Genomic DNA, 19558 nt, shown 5'->3' with positions numbered 1-19558 from the left:
ATGATGTGTCAGGTTTATTCGGAAAGTCTCGCTTCCAATTCGGCTTTTTCCCTCTCATATCCCGGTTTGCCAAGCAGAGCGAACATATTCTTCTTGTAAGCCTCTACGCCCGGTTGGTCAAACGGGTTCACACCCAACAAGTAGCCGCTGATACCGCATGCCTTTTCGAAAAAGTATACCAGATATCCGAACGAATAGGGAGTGAAATCTGGAATTGTCACAATCAAGTTCGGAACTTGTCCGTCCGTATGGGCCAGCATCGTGCCCTGGAATGCTTTTTTGTTGACGAAATCCAGCGTTTTTCCGGTCAAGAAGTTAAGGCCGTCCAGATCTTCCGGATCCGATTCGATCGTAATGTGCTCGGAAACGTTCTCCACCTGAATGACGGTTTCGAAGATATTGCGGCTGCCTTCTTGAATGAATTGGCCCATGGAGTGCAGATCGGTCGAGAAATCCACCGATGCCGGATAAATGCCCTTGAAGTCCTTCCCTTCGCTCTCGCCGTACAGCTGCTTCCACCATTCGGATACGAAGTGCAGGGAAGGCTCGTAGTTAACCAGAATCTCGATAGCCTTGCCTTTGCGATACAACGCGTTCCGAACAGCGGCATACTGGTACGCTTCGTTCTCGGCAACGTTCGGGTTGCTGTATTCCTTCGCAGCATCCGCCGCGCCTTGCATCATCTCTTCGATGTTGATGCCAGCGGTTGCGATCGGAAGAAGTCCCACGGCCGTCAGTACCGAGTAGCGTCCGCCTACGTCGTCAGGGATCACGAAGGACTCGTAGCCTTCCTCATTGGCAAGCTTCTTGAGTGCGCCCTTCGCTTGGTCCGTTGTCGCGTAGATCCGCTTGCGCGCTTCCTCCTTGCCGTATTTCTTCTCGAGCTCGGCACGGAAGATCCGGAATGCGATGGCCGGCTCCGTCGTTGTGCCCGATTTGGAGATTACGTTGACGGAGAAGTCCTTGCCCTCAATCAGATCAAGCAGATGCTTCACATAAGTGGAGCTGATGTTGTTGCCTGCAAAATATATTTCAGGCGTCTTGCGCTTGTCCTTCGGCAGTTCATTATAGAACGAATGGGACAGCATCTCGATCGCAGCGCGGGCGCCGAGATAGGAGCCGCCGATGCCAATGACGATCAGCACGTCGGAATCGCTCTGAATTTTAGCCGCCGCTTTCTGGATTCGTGCAAATTCTTCTTTATCATAATTACTTGGAAGGTCGATCCAGCCCAAATAATCGGAGCCGGCGCCTGTGCCTTTATGTAGCTGCTCATGAGCGGTGCGGATCGGCTCCGCGAAATAATCCACCTCGTGTTGATTGACGAAAGTTAGTGCTTTACTATAATCAAATTTGATTTTTTTAGACATGCCTCTAAACCTCCTGTGAATTTAGGAATAGGATACTGTAATTTGATAGGGACCGCAAGGTCCGCAAGCGAACCGTCATGCATTCTTCATCGTTCCTTCGAATCCGGCAATCCGGCGCTTCCTCCGGTGAAGACTGGCTTCGTTTCGGAAACACGTGCTAAGATAGAATGGATCAGGAATCCATAAGCGAAGGTGATAGCTATGAAGAAAATCGGCTTTATCGGGCTCGGCACCATGGGCGCACCCATGGCAGCCAACCTGCTTAAACAGAATTATGACGTTACCGTGTACAACCGGACCAGTGAAAAATGCCGTCCGCTCGCCGAACAGGGCGCTTCCGTTGCGGATACCCCGCGCGAAGCCGCAGAAGGACAAGACGTCGTTATCACGATGGTTAGCAATGATGATTCCATCCGGGACGTCTTTTATGGCGAGAACGGTCTGCTGGGCTCGCTAAGGGAGAACATGACCGTCATCGACTGCAGCACGATCTCCCCGAGCCTCGTCAAAGAAATTGCGTCCGCCGTTTCCGGACTTGGCGCTTCCTTCCTTGACGCGCCCGTAACCGGCAGCAAGCCTGCCGCGATTGACGGAACACTGGTCTTCATGGTTGGCGGCGATGCCGAGGTCATAGCGGCTCAGTCGGACATATTCGAGACGCTTGGCAAAAAGGTTATCCACATGGGCGCGAACGGAAGCGGCGCGGTGGCCAAGCTCGCGCATAATACCATCGTCGGCATCAATAATCTGGCGCTTGCCGAAGGATTCGCCATTGCCGCCAAATCCGGCATTCCGGCAGATAACTTCCTCGAGCTGGTTCAGCTCGGCTCGGCGGGCAGCAAAGCGGCTGAGCTGAAAGGCCGCAAAATTATCGACGGCGACTTCAGCAATCAATTCTCCTTGGCGCTTATGCTTAAGGACTTGAGGCTGGCATCCTCGCTCACCGACAGTGCCGGCATGCCGTCCCCGATGCTGAATCTGGCGAAGAGCCTGTTCCAGGCCGGAGCCAGCGAAGGCTACGGCGAGGAGGACCTGTCCGCTGTCGTGAAATGCTACGAGGCATGGATCGGCCAGAAAATCGGAGGCAAGGAGCTGCAATAAGCTCAAAGCCGAAATCAAAGCCGAGCTCTAAATCCTCAAGTCATGCAATCAGCAAGCTCTAAGCTCTAAGCTCTAAGCTCTAAGTAAGCTTTAAGACAAGCTCAAAAGCAAGCTGAGGCAAGCTCAACGTCAGATTGATGCAAGCTGACATATAACGTAATAGCTGGCATCCACATCGTAACGGCTCGTTTCCCTAAGTATCCGTCAATGACACGCGGACCGGGGAACGGGTCTTTTTTTGTGTGATCGACCCACTAGCAAGAATCAGTGATCCCCTGCTGATTTACCGAGCGCGGCAGTCGAAGCTTCGCGCCTTGGATCAGGACGCCGGATAAGAGCAGCAGTAATCGGTAACGGTGCGGATCTCCAGCTTAAAGCTCGAGTTGCCCGGCACGTCGAAGGTGGCGCTCCCCTGAATCTCCCGCCATTCCTGCTCACCCGGAAGAAGAACCCGTAGATCGCCCGACAAGATCTCCATAATTTCCGGGCCGTCCGTGCCAAATTCGTAGCTGCCCGGCAGCATGATGCCCAGCGTTACCTTTTGGCCATCCTCCAAGACCACCGTGCGGCTCGTCACGTTCCCCTCATAATAAATGTTGGCTGCCTTAGTAATCGTAGCATTCTTGAATTGCGACATCGTTCTGCTCCCCTCCAAAATATGTAAAGCAAGATATATGACGACACCCGCATGAAGCGGGTGCCGGTTGATCCTATGGAGTTCGTTCTAAATGAATTACAGCAGCGCTTTGACGCGGCTGACGACATTTTCAACGGTGAAGCCATACTCCGCAATGACACGGTCGCCAGGTGCGGAAGCACCGAAGATGGAGATGCCGAGAATGTCGCCTTTTTCGCCGACGTAACGCTCCCAGCCGAACGGATGGGCCATTTCAACGGCAAGGCGGGCTTTCACGTCCGGAAGCAGGACGGAATCTTTGTAAGCCTGATCCTGGCTGTCGAACAGATCCCAGCTTGGCATGCTGATGACGCGGACATGGATGCCCTCTTCAGCGAGCGCCTCTTGGGCTTTGACCGCAAGCTGCACCTCGGAGCCGGTCGCGATGATTTGCGCCTGCACCTTGCCGCCTTTGGCATCGGATACGACATAAGCGCCGCGTTTGATGCCTTCGCGGGCGTTGTCTACCGTGCCTGCAAGAATCGGCAGGTTCTGACGTGTCAGCACGAGAGCAACCGGACGGTCCGTATTTTCAACCGCATAAGCCCATGCAGCCGACGTTTCGTTGGCATCCGCCGGACGGATCACGGTCAGGCCTGGGATAATGCGCAGGGACGCGAGCTGTTCAATCGGCTCGTGGGTTGGGCCGTCTTCGCCAACCGCGATGCTGTCATGCGTCAGCACGTAAGTTACCGGCAGCTTCATCAGCGCAGCCAGACGAATAGCCGGACGCAGATAATCCGTAAACACGAAGAATGTGCCGCCGAAGATTTTCAATCCGCCATGAAGCGCAATCCCGTTCATCGCGCCGGCCATCGCAAATTCACGAACGCCGTAGTAGACGTTGCGGCCTTCATAGCTTTCAGGCGTAAAGGACGGCAGATCGTTAAGATGCGTCATTGTGGAGCTCTCCAGATCCGCAGAGCCGCCAAGCAGATGAGGCACGCCGGATGTCAGGCCGTTCAGCGCTTTGCCGGATGCAACGCGGGTGGAAACGGCTTTGTCCTCGGCGCTGTATTTCGGAAGATCCTTATCCCAGCCCTCAGCAAGCTTGCCGGATTCGCCGCGCTCGAACTGCGCTGCGAGTTCAGGGTAAGCTTCTTTATATTTCGCGAATTGATCGACCCAAGCTTGGTATGCGGCGATTCCGCGCTCCTTCACTTTGCCGAAATGCTCGCGCACTTCTTCAGGCACATAGAAATCCTCTTCGTATACCCACTTGTAGAATTCCTTGGTCAGCTTCGCTTCCTCGGTTCCGAGCGGGGAGCCGTGCGTACCGCCATGTCCGCCCTTGCCTTGCTTGTTCGGGCTTCCGTAGCCGATGATCGTCTTCACTTCGATCAGCGTCGGACGACCGGTTTCGGCTTTCGCTTCCTCGATCGCTTTCTCAATGGCAGGCAGATCGTTGCCGTCTTCGACGCGCAGCACCTGCCAGCCGTAAGCTTCAAAACGCTTCGCTACATTTTCGGAGAAGGCCAGGCTCAGCTCGCCGTCCAGGGAGATATCGTTGGAATCATACAGCATGATCAGCTTGCCAAGCTTCAGATGGCCAGCCAGGGAAGCCGCTTCGGAAGCAACGCCCTCCATCAGGTCGCCGTCGCCGCAGATCGCGTACGTATAGTGGTCGACAACTTTGAAATCGTCCTTGTTGTAAGTCGCGCCCAGATGCGCTTCCGCCATCGCCATGCCGACTGCCATCGCAACGCCTTGTCCAAGCGGTCCTGTCGTGGCGTCTACGCCTGCCGTATGACCGTATTCCGGATGGCCCGGCGTCTTGCTGCCCCATTGACGGAACTGCTTCAGATCCTCCAGCGAGAGATCATAGCCGCTCAGGTGAAGCAAGCTGTACAGCAGCATGGAACCGTGGCCTGCCGACAGCACAAAGCGGTCGCGGTTAATCCAGCTCGGCTGATCCGGGTTATGGACCATGGTCTTCGCGAACAATTGATAGCCCATTGGCGCAGAGCCCATCGGCATGCCCGGGTGACCGGATTTGGCCTTCTCGATCGCATCGATCGCCAGCGTCCGAATCGTCGCGATGGACAGGTTGTCGATCGTTTGATTATGTTCAGTTGTCATGATTCGTCCTCCTCAAATCTTCTCCGTCGTAAGCTTCGAATATGAAGTCATCTTACGCCCCTTCGGCCCTGTTATGTAGCAATGAGGGCAGTTAGGAATGTTGAGAATATCATTTTGACTCTTATTGTATCACCAGACGTGATTCATTTCCATAACGTAATTTTCGTTGTTTTCCAAATTGACACAAAAGCCGCGAATGTCCCTCCTGCATTATTTCCTTTATTAGACGGGTTATAACCGTGAGAAGCGAATCTTAAACGAGCCGCTGGAAATAAGGCCCGGGAATCGACTCCCCGGGAAAACATCAGGACGTTCCAGACTCCCGGAATACGCCTGCCGTTTTAGGCTCCGTCCATCCCCGGCTTCTCCCAAGCTGGCTTCCTTGTACGAAAAAAAGCCCCGGTCCAGACACAAATGGTCTGGCCGGAGCCTTCGGATTGGCATTCAAGCTCATCGGCGGGTTCCCCGCTTCTTGGCCTGGAGGAGGCGATCCATGGAGGAGCCTCCTCCCGCTGCCGGCCCGGTTCCCTCGGGCCGGCGCTCTCCGCCCCCCGGTGCCTTCGGCGGCGGGGGCGGCGGAGGCGGCGCGCTTCCGCGGCGCGCGCCCTCCCCTGCGGCCGGCTTCGCCTTCGCCGGCCGCTCTTCCCGCAGCGGGGCAGCCCCCCGCTGCGGTGCGCGTGCCTCCGGCTGGGCCTTGCGGCCCCCAGCCGGAGCCGCGCCGGGCGCCGGGGCGGGGTTCCCGCCCCCGGCGAGTGCGCCCGCGCCGCTGCGCTCCTGCGCGGGCGGCGCCTTGGCCGGCGGCGATGTCTGGCCGCCGCCGTAAAAGGTGGCGGCGCGGGCTTTGCGCGCCGCCAGCCGCTCGAGGCCGGTGCGCTGCCCGGCCTCGCCGGCGGGAGCCGGCCGCCTGCGGAGCAGGGCGGCCAGGCGGGCGCCGAGGGCGGCCCATGGCAGCGCCAGGCGCCGCACGGCGATGTCGGCGACCCACAGCAGAAGGGCCGCAACTAACAGCGGATAGCTCCAGTCATGCAGCTGCGTTCGGGAAGCCGCCTTCCCGTCAAATACCTCCTTGGGGTTATCCCAGGACAGCACGCGTCCGCCCGTAAGCTCAGCAAGACGGGTCAGCCCTTCCTCGCCGTCTCCGGAGGAGATCCGATATTCCGGCGAATAAGGGACGACAAAGCCCGTTCCCGGCGCTGCCGCTCTCGATCCATCTCCACTCGCATCCTCGAGCGAAAGGAGGAAAGCGCCCGGCTTCGTCACATTCACAAGCCCTGTATAACGGCCCGGCGCCTCCTGAACCAGCTCCACCTTCTGCTCGCCGGCTTCGTCATCTCCAATGACCGCATTCAGCTTCTCGGGCGGCTTCTCCCCGTTGGTCGTTACCTGCAGCCTCACCTGGTTCCCGGCCGTTTCCGTCGTAACCTCATAGGGTGAGGAGGTAAACTGCGGGAACGTCCATTTCACGATCTCCGTCAGCGTATCCGCAAAGGCGTTCCAGGACACCCATTCCTTCGACCATTTCCCGCTTAAATCGCTCGTCCATGCCACGCTTCGGCCCGAGCCGTACTGCCAGCGGGCGAGCACCGGATCCGGCTCCGGGCTGGCCAGCACCGTCTGAGCCGTCGACTTCGGCGTTGTCGCCACATAACCGTACAGCCCCGGGACGCCCTCTTGAAACAGGCTTGCCCAGTCTCCCGCCTGCTGAAGCGCGGGGACGAACGGCTTATCGACAATATAAGACTTGGCCATCATGACGGCCTCCCGGCTGAAAATCGCCGGCAGCGTCGTTTCGTCCTCCACGAAGTAGAAGCGTCCCTTGGCGGCTTCCGCCAAGGTTTGCAGCAGGTTGACGTCTGCATCCATGCCGACCGCTACCGAGGACATCGTGATTTTATTCTTTACCATCGTATCGGTCAAATCCTGATATCCCGAATTGAAGGCCGACTGGCCGTCCGTCATCAGAATGATATGCCTGCGCTGGGATTTAATCTTCAGCATCTCATCCAAGGCGGATGAAACCGCCGGATAAATATTCGTGCCGCCGTTGCTCGGGATCGACTGGATGCTGCTGATGATCTCTTCCTTATTTTCCAGCGTCTGCGGGGGCACCACCCACCAAGGCGCATCGTCGAAAGCGACCACCCCGACCGTATCCTTCGGCCTGAGGAGCTCCACCGTGCGCATCGCGGATTCTTTCGCAAGCTCGATCTTTTCCCCGCTCATGCTTCCCGAGCGGTCAATGACCAGAATCAGCCCGAGCGATGGGATTTCCCGCTTGCCCTCAAGCTCCATGGACACAGGCAGCGCCTTCTCGATCGGCGTCTTGAAATAGCCGCCCATCCCGAAGCTGTCTTCGCCGCCGGCCATCATGAACCCGATGCCGAAGCTGCGGACCGCCTGTTCGATCAGCTCCATTTGTTTGCCTCCGACACGGCTGCCCGAAACATCGTTGAATATGATGCTGTCATAAGCGGCGTACTTCGCGGCATCGAGCGGCAGCAGCTCCGGCGGAATGACCTCGGTACCGATCATGCCGGACTCAAGAGCCGCCGTAATGTTGCCGGAGGTCCCCGGGGTGCCTTCAACGATCAGCACCCTCGGCGGTCCGTCGACCCGGGTAAAATCAAATGCGGCATTGTTGGCCGCAGATTCATCCCCGTCCATGAATATTTCAGCCCGGTACCTGTGAAGACCCGGGTTCTTGGCAAGTCCCTTGATCGCAAAACGGTTCTCCCCCGGCGATACCTCCACGCGTTCCCGTCCGATTTCCCGGTTGTCCTCATAAATGCGGAGCTCGCCGGCGGTTTTGAAGGTGCTGCGAATGAGCGCCTCCACATAGAAGGATTCCGCTTGGTAGAGCTTCTCCGGCACCTTCAGCTCCTCGACGGCGACATCCCGGATCTCTTGCTTCGGAGCCGGGAGGACATCCACCGCGATGCCTCGATCCTTCAGCAGCCTTCCGGCGGCCGTCATGCTTCCGACATTCTCTTCCCCATCGGAGATCAGCACGATTCGGGAATCGCCGTTTCCGTCCAGAAGGCTTCCGGCAAGCTGCAAACCCGATTCCAGTCCCGTGAACCGCCCTTCAAGCAGCGCATTCAGCGACGCGCCGGCCGACTCGTCCGCCGAGAGTCGCCGCTCCACTGCTCCCTCAAGACCCGTTGAGACGATGGCGGTTGTATCCTCTTCCCCTTTGGCTGCAATGGACTCGCCGATCCAGCTTGTGATCCGTGACGGGTCTCCCATGCTGTCCGATCGGTCCGCCAAAAAGACGACCTGTTTATCCCGCAGCACGGTGAACCCATGCAGGCCCGACAGCATGAAGATGAGCAGCAAAATGACCAGGGTTCTGAGACCCAGCGCCAGCTTCCGCCGAAAGCCGCTTAACCGGAAATCCGACCGGTATGCATAATACAGAAAGATCCCTGCCGGAATCAGCAGCAGCAGCAACCATGGATGACTAAATTGAACGCCCACGCTGGTACACCCCCCATTCTGCAGAGATCACGGCCAGCGCCAGTGCAGCAAGCCAAGGCATAAGCGAACCGGCCTGGCTGGCCGCTCTGCGCTGCTCTGCAGCCGAAGCGCCGCTGCCTTGATCTCCTCCGCCGGACGCTGCGCCAGAGCCGGTCTGGCTCACCGCCGGACCTTGCGTCGTGCTCAGGTCCGCTTCGTACGGATCAGCCGTCACCGCAAGCCAGTACGACGTCGTCTCTCCCGCTTCGTTCTGTTGTTCGAACGTATACAGTCCCGGAACGTCCGGTACCGTCTGCACCGTTGAAATGCCGCTCTCGCTCCGCTGCACCTCGACGGTATCCGGTCCGTCCGCAAGAGCAAGCCCGCTCTTGGGTACCCACTTGGCGGATACCGCATCAGCCGCTACAGGAATATCCGCCTGGGCCCCGGCCAGGAATCGCCCAAGCCCGGTCCCTGAGCCGGAAGTCATCCAATCGAGTGCATTATTCACCAATACCGGGAATTCAGGCGACAGAGGCAGATCGCTGTCCTGCAGCAGGAACTGGAAGGACAATCTCGGGCGGCCTTCCGCCACACCGGCATATACGAGCGGCTGGTCCCCGAGCCGGATGACCGGTTCCCCCCATGCAGGGCGCTGATCGATCAGCTTGCCGAAATAAACCCCCGACATGGTCAGATAAGAAGTGAGCGGATGCTGGGCCAGCACGGGCCGCCCGCCCTGGCTCCCGACCTTCGGTCCATCTCCGCCGATGGTCCACAGCGGCGTTTGCCGGGCCAACTCTGCCCATTTCCCCTGCGTAAAGCCCGCAGGAATGCTTCCGTCCATGACGAGCAGATCAAATTCGCCGTCGGGTACGGGCGGAATATCCGGTTCTGTGCGGTCATCCTTGCTTCCTTCGCTCCGACCGCCTTCCCCGCTTCCTTCCGAAGCTTGATCGCCTTGATTGCCCGCCGATCCGTTCACGGCGATCCGGGTCACTTCCGCTCCGCTAAGCTGCAGCGCCTTCTCCAGAAACAGATTGCCTGAGGTTAACAGCAGCACCCTTGCGGAGCTGCGGCCGGTTCCGAAGGCAAATGATTCATTATCGGCCGCATAGCCATCTTCGGATGCCAGCTCGAGCCGGTAGACCTCCGCAAACGGAAGATCGGAGAAGGATGCCGTCGCCTTCTTCTTGGGTTCGAGCTCAACGACTCTGCTCGCGAGCAGCTGGCTGTCTCCGTACAGATTTACCTCGACGGAGGAGGCCCCCTCCGCGTTCGAGCTAACCACCGCAACGCCTTCGTACGAAGATCCTGTCCCCCCCTTCGGAGAAACGCCGAACTGCTCGATCGATGCGTTGTGTTTTGCCGCCCCCTGGATCGTCTCCACCGATACCGGCACCTGGAAGGCTATCGGGACCGGATCCTGCCGCCAATGGCTGTCCGTAAATATGACAACCTCAGCATCGGGTTCCTCCCTTGTCAATGCCGCGGCAAGCGAGAGCGTCTCCCGATACGATGCCGTTCCGTAATAAGGATGCAGCGCTTCAATCGCTTCATCGATCGCGCCCCGGTCGCTTTCATGGGATACATGCGTTACAGGGCTGGATCCGGTCGACAGCAGCGTGATCTCACTCCGTCTCCCCTGATCCCGAACGTAGGCCTTCAAGCGCTCCTTCATCTGTTCCAATCGGGAGGAGTCCTCTCCTTCCCCGCTGCCTTCAGTCTGCATCTGCGCGCTCATGCTGCCCGAGGTATCGGCAACGATGACGATATGTGCGCTGCCTCCGGACACCTGCATAAAGGGCTGCATCAGCGCGAAGACCATCAACGCGGCAGCCAGAAGCTGCAGCCACAGCAGAAGCCGGTTCTGCAGCTTCTGCCACGGCCTGGTGGCCTCCAGGTTTTTAAGCACTCGCTCCCACAACAGGTGGCTGGGAACCGTTGTATCCACATATTTTCGTTTGAACATATACATCAGCATGATGGCCGGCAGCGTTAGACCGAACCATAGGCTCATCCATGATTGAATCCCCACAAACACGTTCCCTCCTTACTCCCATACCGCAATCTTGTTCACGCGGCGCGGCCCGCGGGACCACTCACCTTGCTCGTACTCGCCACTGGCGGCACGCCATGGGCACAACTTGCTAACTCGCACTCGCTCCCTTGTGGCAGTCCACGGCACAACTTGCCTGCTCGGACTCGCATCCTGTTGGCAGTCCACACAGAACCTGCCTGCTCGCGCTCGCTTCCTGGTGGCAGTCCACACAGAACTTACCTGCTCGGACTCACTCCCTGGTGGCGGCCCGCGGGCACCACTTGCCTTGCTCGCACTCGCTCCCTGGTGGCAGCCCGCCTAGGACACTGTGCGTTTCTCCCTGTGCGCACGATGCATAAATTCGAGGCATACTTGGATCGCTCTTGAGGCTTGCCCGAAGCCTGCTGCCACCTTACCATCGCCCCTACTGCCGCAGCCCGGCAAGCCCTTCCGGGAAAGTGCGGGCGGTCCATAGTTTAGAACGAGCGGCCCGCTATGGCTCCACGGGTTGAAGCCTAGCTGGATGCAGCAGATGCTAGCTTGAGACTACTCCCGCACCCGCCAGCACGCCAAACATGGCATCCCGCAGCGGCATGTCGGCCGGAATGAGCACGTAGGTCATCCCGCGCTCCGCACAGACGCCGGACAGCATATGGCGGTAACGCTCCAGCTCGGCTTTATACGCTTCCAGCACCTTGCCCGTCAAGGCTACTTCCTTCCCGCTGTGCGTCTCGCTGTCAATCAGGCGAAGATCGCCGGTCAGCTTGGGGTCGAGCTCCTCCCGGGACAAAATATGGACCAGCACAACCTCCTGCCCGCTGCCGGCCAGCAGGGACAGCGCCCTGAGCAGCTCATCCTCGCCGCCTTCGAGCCAAAAATCCGAAAACACCCAGGTCATGCCCGGATGCCTTGGCAGCGCGCCGGGCTGTCCGAGCGCAGCGGCAAGGCTCCCTTCACCGCCGGTCTGCGCGCCCTGCAAGAACGAGAACAGTCGGTGCGCCGAACCTTTGCCCCGCATCACGGGCAGGCGGGCGGACAAGGTGCGGCTGTAGCAGGCAATCTGAAGCCGGTCGTATGAGGAGAGCGCCATGTATCCGACGCTTGCCGCCAGCTGGCGGGCAAGCCGCCATTTGGGGCTGCCGTGGACCGCCTGATCCGCCGCTCCCTCCGGACGTTCCCCTTCCGCAGACGATATCACCGCTCCCATCGATGCGGAGCAATCGAGAAAGATGCTGACCGTCAGCTCCTGTTCGTCCATGAACTGGCGGACAAACGCTTTACCGGTACGGGAATACACGCCCCAGTCGAACCTGCGCACATCGTCGCCGGGCGTGTACAGGCGATAATCGGCGAATTCGAGCGAGGAGCCGAGGCGGCGGGACCGCCGCTTCCCCTGCTGGGTTCCCGCAACCCGCCGCTTCGCGGACAGCGTGAGCCGCTCAAGCCGCGGAAGCCATTCCGGCAGAAGCAAATGACCGGCGCCGCTCACGCGGAGGCCTCCAGCGCCTGCAGCACCTCTTGGATGACCTGATCCGTCGTCATTCCGATCGCCTGCCCCTCAAAGTTCAGGAACAGCCTGTGGCGCAGCGCTGGCAGCGCGACCGCCCGGATATCCCCGGTGGATACATGCATCCGCCCGCTGCACAACGCCCGGACCTTGCCGACCGAGATGATGGACTGAATGCCGCGGGGACCGGAGCCGAATTGGACGTATTTTTTGACCGCCTCCGGCGCGGACGCCTCCTCAGGATGCGTCATCATGAGCAGTCGGACCGCATAATCCAGTATTTCATCCGCGACCAGCACTTCCTTCGCCCCCCGCTGGATCTCCAGCAGGTCATCGCCCGTCATTTGCCGCTCGACCTGGAACGTATGCGACGACGTTGTCCGCTTTACGATCTCCTTCAATTCGTCGGCACTTGGATAAGATACTTCAATCTTCAGCAGGAACCGGTCCAGCTGCGCTTCCGGCAAGGGATAGGTTCCCTCGTTCTCGAGCGGGTTTTGCGTAGCCAATACGAAGAAGGGGTTAGGCAGACGGTGCGTTTCCCCGCCTACCGTCACCGTCTTCTCCTGCATGGCCTCGAGCAGGGCCGACTGAGTTTTCGGCGTAGCCCGGTTAATCTCATCAGCCAGCACGATGCTGCTGAAGAGCGGCCCCTTTTGAAAGGTCATCCCCGTGCTTCCATGCTGCCCGAACGACAAAATATTCGTGCCCGTAATGTCGCTCGGCATTAAGTCCGGCGTGAATTGGATCCGGGAGAACGACAGGTCCAGCGCATCGGAGACGGTGCGGACGAGCATCGTTTTTCCTAGTCCCGGTATCCCCTCCAGAAGGGCGTGGCCTCCGGCAAAGATACACCAGAGCATTTGCTCCACGACCTCCTGCTGTCCGACAATGACCTTGCCGATATGTTCCCTCAGTCCAGAAATGCTCTCCATCCATTCCTGGGGTCTCACTGCAATATCCGACATGGATTAAACCTCCGTCTTCTAAATAAATTCAACGTTCGCTGCAGCCGGTTATTTAGCCGCTAAAGCCTCACGGATTCGGATTGATCTGGATGAAATATTCCTCCACCAACCCCTGCATTTGATCAGGCAGCTGATTGCGGTCCAGCGTGTTTTTGGCTTTGGACTCATAATCCCGGTACACTTCCTCGTACGGACGCGACGTGCCGGGAATGGTCGGCGATATGCCGCCCTTCTGGATATCGCCGCCGGAGCCGTTAAGCTCTCCCGAATCGTTCTGGACGTTGCCGCCGCCCTTGTAATTTCGAGGAATCGTGACAAGCTCGCGCCCTCCGCTGCCGAGCCCTGCGCCGCTTCCTACCCCGTTGCCGGAACCCGAACCGGTGCCGCTGCCAGACCCAGCCCCTGAACCCGAGCCGCTGCCAGAACCGGAGCCACTGCCTGCGCCTTGGCCGCTCCCCGATCCCTGCTGGTCCGAACCCGCGCCGGAACCGGAGCCGCCGTTCTCACTCTGCTCTCCCGAGCTTTCCCCAAGGCCAGCCTGCGCCAGCGCCTCCGCGCTTCCGCCGTTTGCCCAAGCGTCCGACACCGACATACCTCCTGCCTTCATCTGATCCGCCATGGCCAATCCCTGTGATGCGAGGGATGAGGCCAAGGCCGCTGCCGCTTCCGACTGGCTCTCCGAAGCAGCCTTTGCCAGCGCCGTTTCGGCCAGCTCTTCAGCCAGCTTCTGCAGCTCCTCTTCGAGTTCTTTCGGCAGCTTGCCTTCTTTTAGCGCCTCGGCCGCTTTGGACAACGCCTTTTCCAATTCTTCATTTCCCTGCTGCTTCGCCGCTTCCTCCGCAAGCTTTTTCAGGGCATCCGATAAACGGTCTTTCTCTTCCTGCGGCATTTTCTTGACTTGCTCGGATACCTTCTTCATCTCCTGCTTGACCTCTTCGGACTTTCCTTCTTCAAGCTTCTTACCCGCTTCGGACAGCGCCTTCTGCTGCTGCATTTGCTTGGCGAGCTCGGATAAGGCCTTGGCCTTCTCCTCCTGCTGCTTCGCCAGCTTCTCCAGCTCCTCCATCGCCTTTTCAATCTTCTCCAGCGCCTGCTCGGGCTGCTTTTCTTTAGCCAGCGCTTGCCTCAGTTCGTCCAGCTTCTCTTTCAGCTTTTGCCGATCGACCGGGTCCAGCGTCTCCTTCTCCAGCTGTTCGGCGAGCTTTTCCGTTTTGGCGGCCTGCTCCTGAATCCACTTCTTCTGTTCCTTTGCCGCCTCCACCTTTTTATCCATCGGGTTCGGGATCAGCGCCAGGACCACAACGGCGACCAGACCAACGGCGCAGATCAGCAGCTGACGGTTACGGCGGGGGGAGGGAAGACGCTCGGGCAATTGCTCCGTGAATCGCTTGCCGTAAGCTTCCGCCTGCTCCCGCTGCCAGCGGGCGGCCGCTGAATCTTCCTCCCGGAAGGACAAAGCGGTCACCATCATATCGCTTCGCTCGGGGCCCCCGGATGCCTGATCCATTGCCGCCGCCGCGTCCATCGCCGGAATCCGGCTAAGCCATCCCCAAAGAAGACCCGCAAGGAGGCCGGCCGCCGGAATGGCAGCCGCCACGATGTTCATCCACGATATCGGCACGAAACGCCCGATGATCAGCAGGAGCAGCGAAACCGCAAAGCCTGCCGCGAGTCCGTACAGCGCATAAGCGATGGCCCGGAAGCGCTGCAGCCGCCGGCGTGCCGCCTCGATTGCGCGCATGATGTTGTCCACTTATTTCTCCTCCTTCAGATCCTTTAAATGCTTTCAGGTCAGATCCGTTGCATAACCTTCATTACATACCATTTTCGGACGTACTGTGATCCTGCGGAAGCTGTTCGGCAGGCTCCTCACCCTTTCTTCGCCGAGCGACAGGCCGGATGTTCCGAATGGCAATCCAGAGCGCGAGCACGATAACGACCGAGTACACAATGACAAACTCGAGCCACAGCTCAATCGGCGCTTTGCTGTTCAGATTGCCGCCATAGAGCAGAAAGGCCTCCTTCGAGAACGAAGAGTCGAACAGGCTCATCATCGCTCCGGCCGGATTCAAGCCCAGCAGATAGCCGACCCAGGAGTGGGTGCCTGCGACAGGAGGCTGTCCTGTCACATACATATTCCGCTGCTCGATGCCCATAAAGAACAAATAGAGAAGACCCGTCACCAAGAAAATGATAAGTCCCACGCCATATGTCACGATGATGGCCACAATCGTCCGTTTGAACAGCGTCGAGAACATGACGCCGAGCGCTCCAAGTAGCAGCATCACAAACAGATAGAATAGAAAGACCGATATCAGCTGCTTCGGCGATATGCCGCCATACAGAAACACGATGCTGTACACCGGCAGCGTCGCCAGCACGATCAGCGCCATGAAGCTGAGCGCGGACACCAGCTTGCTGAGCACGATCGTTGACGAGCTTTGCTGGGTCGTCAGCAGCATGCTCAGCGTCTGCTTCTCGCGCTCGCTGCTGATGACGCCGGCCGTCAATGCCGGGGCCATGAAGGCGATCAGCACCAGCTGGGCAAAGCTCAGCACATAGAACATCATCTGGCTTACCTGCGGATCGAACCGCTGCGGTCCCCGGTTGCCCAAATACAGAAACAAATAAATGAAACCCATCGCAATCGTGCCGAGCGCCAGTATATAAAACAACACCGACAGCATTGAACGGGTCGAACGCATCCGCAGCCGGAATTCCTTGTCGATTACCGGATTGATCAATCTTCTGCTCCAATTCATTCGCGCGGGCCTCCTTTCGTAATTTCGAGAAATACGTCCTCCAGATTACTCTGTGCTTCCTGGAACGAGACAATCGGGATTTCCCAGGAGATCACCTTCCGCAGAAGCTCGCTCTGCTGTACATCGTCGCCGCTGTAATGAACGTGAACCCCGGTGTTGTCCGTCAAGACGGACGTCACAAGCGGCTCATCCCGCAGCTTTTCGGCCAGCTCCTCACCTCGCTCGAGCGTGCGGATATGGATGACTTTTGTAACCCGCAGACGGTTCTGGATATCAGATACCTTGCCCTGCGCCACCATTTCGCCGTGCTCAATGACGCCGATTTCATCCACCATTTCCGCCAGCTCCGGCAAAATATGCGATGAGATGATAATCGTCTTGCCCATCTGCTTCAATTCCTTCAGAATTTCGCGCATTTCGATCCGCGCCCGCGGATCGAGCCCCGACGCCGGCTCATCCAGAATGAGGACCTCCGGATCATGGACAAGACAGCGGGCAAGGCATAATCGCTGCTTCATCCCCCGCGAGAGGCTGTCTACATACGTATCCGCCTTATCGGTCAGGTTAACCAGCTCTAGCAGCTGCGGAATGAGCTGCTCGCGCTCGGCGCGGGGAATCCCGTAGCTCGCTCCATAAAAATGCAAATACTCCGTAGCTTTCAGCTGATCATAAACGCCGAAGAAATCCGGCATATAGCCGATCCGTTTGCGAACTTCCTTCGGATGCCGGGTAACATCGTAGCCGCCTACCTTGGCGACACCGGAGGTTGGCAGCATCAGCGTAGCCAAAATCGACATCGTCGTCGATTTGCCTGCCCCATTCGGTCCGACGAATCCGAATACGGTACCCTTCTCAATGTAGAGGCTGATATCCTTTAATGCATGGAATGTTCCGTATCGTTTGCTCAGATTCCGAATCTCGATCATGGCTTAACCTCCCCCTTTACAGACAGCTCCGGCATTTGGAAATTGGTTTGATCGTTAGCATTCAGCATGAACCGGATGCGGTTGTTCAAGATATACCGTTCAGGGTTCTCCGTGACCTTCAGCTCATTCCCGGATCCATTGACCGGCTCCCACTCATTCTTCTGCGCATTCCAGATTTCCATCTTGACATTGTTGTTTGGCTTGATGCCTTTAATGGAAAATTCGGAATAGACGACCTCCTGGTCGGAAATCAGCGGGAATTCCGCAATGAGGGAACCTTGCCCAAGCTCGATGCCATTTCCATATGCATTGAATATCGGTGCGTTCACCTGTGAAATTTCCGGTGCGAGGAAGCCGTAAGGAACGTTAATCTTCCCGCTTGTGCCCCATGTCATGGCCACCGGCTGTACCCAGAAATTCAACTGGTCGCTTCGTACCGCTTGCTTCTTGAGTGTATAATTCGTCAAGTGTTCGGTGTTCCATCCGAGAACAAACGCTTTGTCGGTGTTGACCGTTCCTTTCGAAAAGGTGTAGTTGGATATAATGTCCCGCTGTCTATATTTGTCATCGTTCTGCGAGTACGGGTACAGCATTCCGGCGATATCCCCGCCCATGAAGTTCAAAATCTGCTTCGGATCCTGAGGGATCGGAGCGGATCCTCCTTTCGGAATATCGCCAAGCTTATAGCCTTTGCCCCCGATTACCAGCACCACTTCGGTAAGATCGCCGGTCGTGTCGTTCATGACCGTTCCCGACAGCTGCCCCTTGGCATCCAGCTTCAAATCCGTCTCCATCCGTCCGAGCTCCTCGGGGCTCCCGGATTCGGCCCACACCTTGGCGAGCGACCACTGGGACATATCGCGCAGTTCTACCGTCGTCGAGTCCGGGTTCTTTCGGACAAAGCTCTTGCTCTCGTCCATTCCTCCGCCGAAAGAGGAACGGGAACCTGACGTTCTCAAATACATGCCGCTCGGAAATTCCAGCTCATAATTGCCGCTGCGCGGGGTAAAGAACGCGGTGGCCGTCGTTTTGACAGCACTGCCGTGGCCGTTCATCTCAACGATATTGATCGTATGCGCCAATTCCTTGGTCTTGTCTGCGGAACCGGCCATATACACCGCGCCGCTGGCGATGAAGGCGATGATCGGGATCAGGAACCAGGCCCATTCCCGTTTGTCGAACTTTTTCAAGATAAAATAGAGCACCGGCGCCACAACGACGGCGTAAATGATGAGCATCCACAGCAGCGGTGTAAATGAAGGCATCGATAAGGACGGAAAATAGTCCAGCACATAGTTCAGATTGTCGATCAGCGGGTTGTAGTACATATTTTGCGACCCGACCGGCAGACTGCCTTGCAAGACGGATGTCCATACAGCCGGATGACCGGCCCATGAGCTGACCGGCTCCATGGCGAGATCGTATGCCGCATACTGCACCTTGCCCTGACCATAGTCGTGGACGGCAACGAGCGGTTCATTTGAAGCTTGCATCTCCGTTTTCGCATCCTTTACCGGAGTGGCCGTGGAGATGGTAAAGTCCCCGTCCAGCTTCAGCGGCTTGCCGCCAAGCTTCTCCAGCTCCGGCAGCGCTGTAACTGCCGTCGTACCGTCAGCCGTTACCGGCGCAATCTCGGCAAACGGCGCCGCCGTCTTGGCATAGCCTGCTCCGCCTGCGAGAACGAGCGTCCCTCCGCCGTTCACCCAGCCGACAATCGCTTGACGCTGCGGCTCCGACAGCGTATCGGATGCAAAATTGTTGATAACCAGCACATCAAGCCCGCTTAGCAGCATGGCGTCAACCGGAATGCCCGCCGCCTTCAACGGTATAATGTTGACGCTCGTGCCTTTGCCGTTGAGCACGTTCATGAAATTCATGGTGTCCGGGTCATCCGACAGCACGCCTATCAGGGCTCCGTTATACGGATTCGCCTGCACGTAATTTTTTCCGGATGCAAACGGGATCGGCTTCCCCTTCTTATAAGATTCCTCATAGAACAGAATCTGGTTGTTATCTTTATTCAGGATCGTGCCCGGCAGCCCGAGGACGACTTCCTTCGGTGTATCCTTCGGCAGCTCGACATGCTGCACGTAGGAGGTATGAAAGCCTGCGCCGTTCTGGCTCTGTATCTGTAAGACGATATCGCCGGAGATGTCCTGGTCGCTCGTAAGCGTCAGCTTGAGCGGGTTCCATTTATCAAACTTTACCTTACCTTCATAACCGACTTCACTCTTGATGGAAATGCCGGGCCCGTCGGCAAAGACCAGCTGCGCCGGCAGGGCCAAAGACAGCATGGCTGTGATCAGCAGCGCAGCAAGCGGCAGCATCATCCGCATTCTTCGTGTATAAAACGACAACTGATGATTCCCCTCTCCCAATGTTTAATGTTTTTTTGATGATGTAATCCCTGGTGTTCCCCTTACTTCCATCTGCGTATAAGCAGCATTCTGGAGCAATCTGTAACCGATCTCGCGGTTCGAATATAAAGACGAGTCCATATTGGAAAAAGTTTGACCTTTTTTTCCGTTACCGGTTCAAAAAAGTCGCGTTCCGATCCAAACCATTCCATAAAATGATCCCCTGCATGTAAAAAATCCCGCCCCAAAAAGGAGCGGGATCTTCAGTCTATCCATTGCAGCGTTAAAGTGTCAGGCTGCTCCATTGTAGTACGG

At 57.7% G+C, this 19558-nt stretch carries 12 protein-coding genes; 1 reads left to right on the top strand and 11 read right to left on the bottom strand.

The features are described from left to right. Nucleotides 1-14: 14 nt before the first annotated feature. Nucleotides 15-1370, bottom strand: coding sequence for a glucose-6-phosphate isomerase (locus tag NSQ46_RS06070; protein WP_028403716.1), 1356 nt, complete (start codon nucleotides 1368-1370; stop codon nucleotides 15-17). Between the two features lie 201 nt (nucleotides 1371-1571). Here NSQ46_RS06070 and NSQ46_RS06065 point away from each other — a divergent pair, with 201 nt between their 5' ends. Next, entirely contained in the window at nucleotides 1572-2471 is a 900-nt protein-coding gene (locus NSQ46_RS06065) for an NAD(P)-dependent oxidoreductase (RefSeq protein ID WP_342576481.1), read from the top strand. A gap of 319 nt (nucleotides 2472-2790) precedes the next feature. On the opposite strand, the gene NSQ46_RS06060 is transcribed toward NSQ46_RS06065, so the two are convergent. From NSQ46_RS06060 to NSQ46_RS06015, 10 genes are all read right to left on the bottom strand, one after another. Next, complete coding sequence (locus tag NSQ46_RS06060; protein WP_007127179.1) at nucleotides 2791-3108, bottom strand: pyrimidine/purine nucleoside phosphorylase; 318 nt, start codon at nucleotides 3106-3108, stop codon at nucleotides 2791-2793. A gap of 96 nt (nucleotides 3109-3204) precedes the next feature. Then, nucleotides 3205-5226: a transketolase gene (gene tkt, locus NSQ46_RS06055; protein ID WP_007127178.1), complete on the bottom strand. Its 2022-nt coding sequence runs from the start codon at nucleotides 5224-5226 to the stop codon at nucleotides 3205-3207. A gap of 450 nt (nucleotides 5227-5676) precedes the next feature. Continuing rightward, nucleotides 5677-8703, bottom strand: coding sequence for a VWA domain-containing protein (locus tag NSQ46_RS06050; RefSeq protein WP_342576480.1), 3027 nt, complete (start codon nucleotides 8701-8703; stop codon nucleotides 5677-5679). Further along, nucleotides 8687-10720: a VWA domain-containing protein gene (locus NSQ46_RS06045; protein ID WP_342576479.1), complete on the bottom strand. Its 2034-nt coding sequence runs from the start codon at nucleotides 10718-10720 to the stop codon at nucleotides 8687-8689. Before NSQ46_RS06045 ends, NSQ46_RS06050 begins: the two co-directional genes overlap by 17 nt. A 538-nt stretch (nucleotides 10721-11258) precedes the next feature. After that, nucleotides 11259-12212 carry a DUF58 domain-containing protein gene (locus NSQ46_RS06040; protein ID WP_342576478.1) on the bottom strand — a complete coding sequence of 318 codons (954 nt, stop codon included), beginning with the start codon at nucleotides 12210-12212 and terminating at the stop codon, nucleotides 11259-11261. After that, on the bottom strand, nucleotides 12209-13198 hold the full coding sequence (locus NSQ46_RS06035) for a MoxR family ATPase (protein ID WP_007132421.1): 990 nt from the start codon (nucleotides 13196-13198) through the stop codon (nucleotides 12209-12211). The genes NSQ46_RS06040 and NSQ46_RS06035 overlap by 4 nt, the downstream gene beginning before the upstream one ends. A gap of 67 nt (nucleotides 13199-13265) precedes the next feature. Continuing rightward, nucleotides 13266-14951, bottom strand: coding sequence for a phage tail tape measure protein (locus NSQ46_RS06030; RefSeq protein WP_213613779.1), 1686 nt, complete (start codon nucleotides 14949-14951; stop codon nucleotides 13266-13268). A gap of 61 nt (nucleotides 14952-15012) precedes the next feature. After that, nucleotides 15013-15960, bottom strand: a complete 948-nt coding sequence (locus NSQ46_RS06025; RefSeq protein WP_213613781.1) for an ABC transporter permease — start codon at nucleotides 15958-15960, stop codon at nucleotides 15013-15015. Continuing rightward, entirely contained in the window at nucleotides 15957-16886 is a 930-nt protein-coding gene (locus NSQ46_RS06020; RefSeq protein ID WP_007132418.1) for an ABC transporter ATP-binding protein, read from the bottom strand. The genes NSQ46_RS06025 and NSQ46_RS06020 overlap by 4 nt, the downstream gene beginning before the upstream one ends. Further along, nucleotides 16883-19243 carry a hypothetical protein gene (locus tag NSQ46_RS06015; protein WP_342576477.1) on the bottom strand — a complete coding sequence of 787 codons (2361 nt, stop codon included), beginning with the start codon at nucleotides 19241-19243 and terminating at the stop codon, nucleotides 16883-16885. Before NSQ46_RS06015 ends, NSQ46_RS06020 begins: the two co-directional genes overlap by 4 nt. Nucleotides 19244-19558: the final 315 nt, after the last annotated feature.

Source organism: Paenibacillus sp. FSL M8-0142 (genome assembly GCF_038597315.1).
Taxonomy (GTDB): domain Bacteria; phylum Bacillota; class Bacilli; order Paenibacillales; family Paenibacillaceae; genus Paenibacillus_AQ; species Paenibacillus_AQ lactis.
Note: the sequence above shows the minus strand (reverse complement) of the source record. Positions and strands in the feature narration are given on the sequence as shown.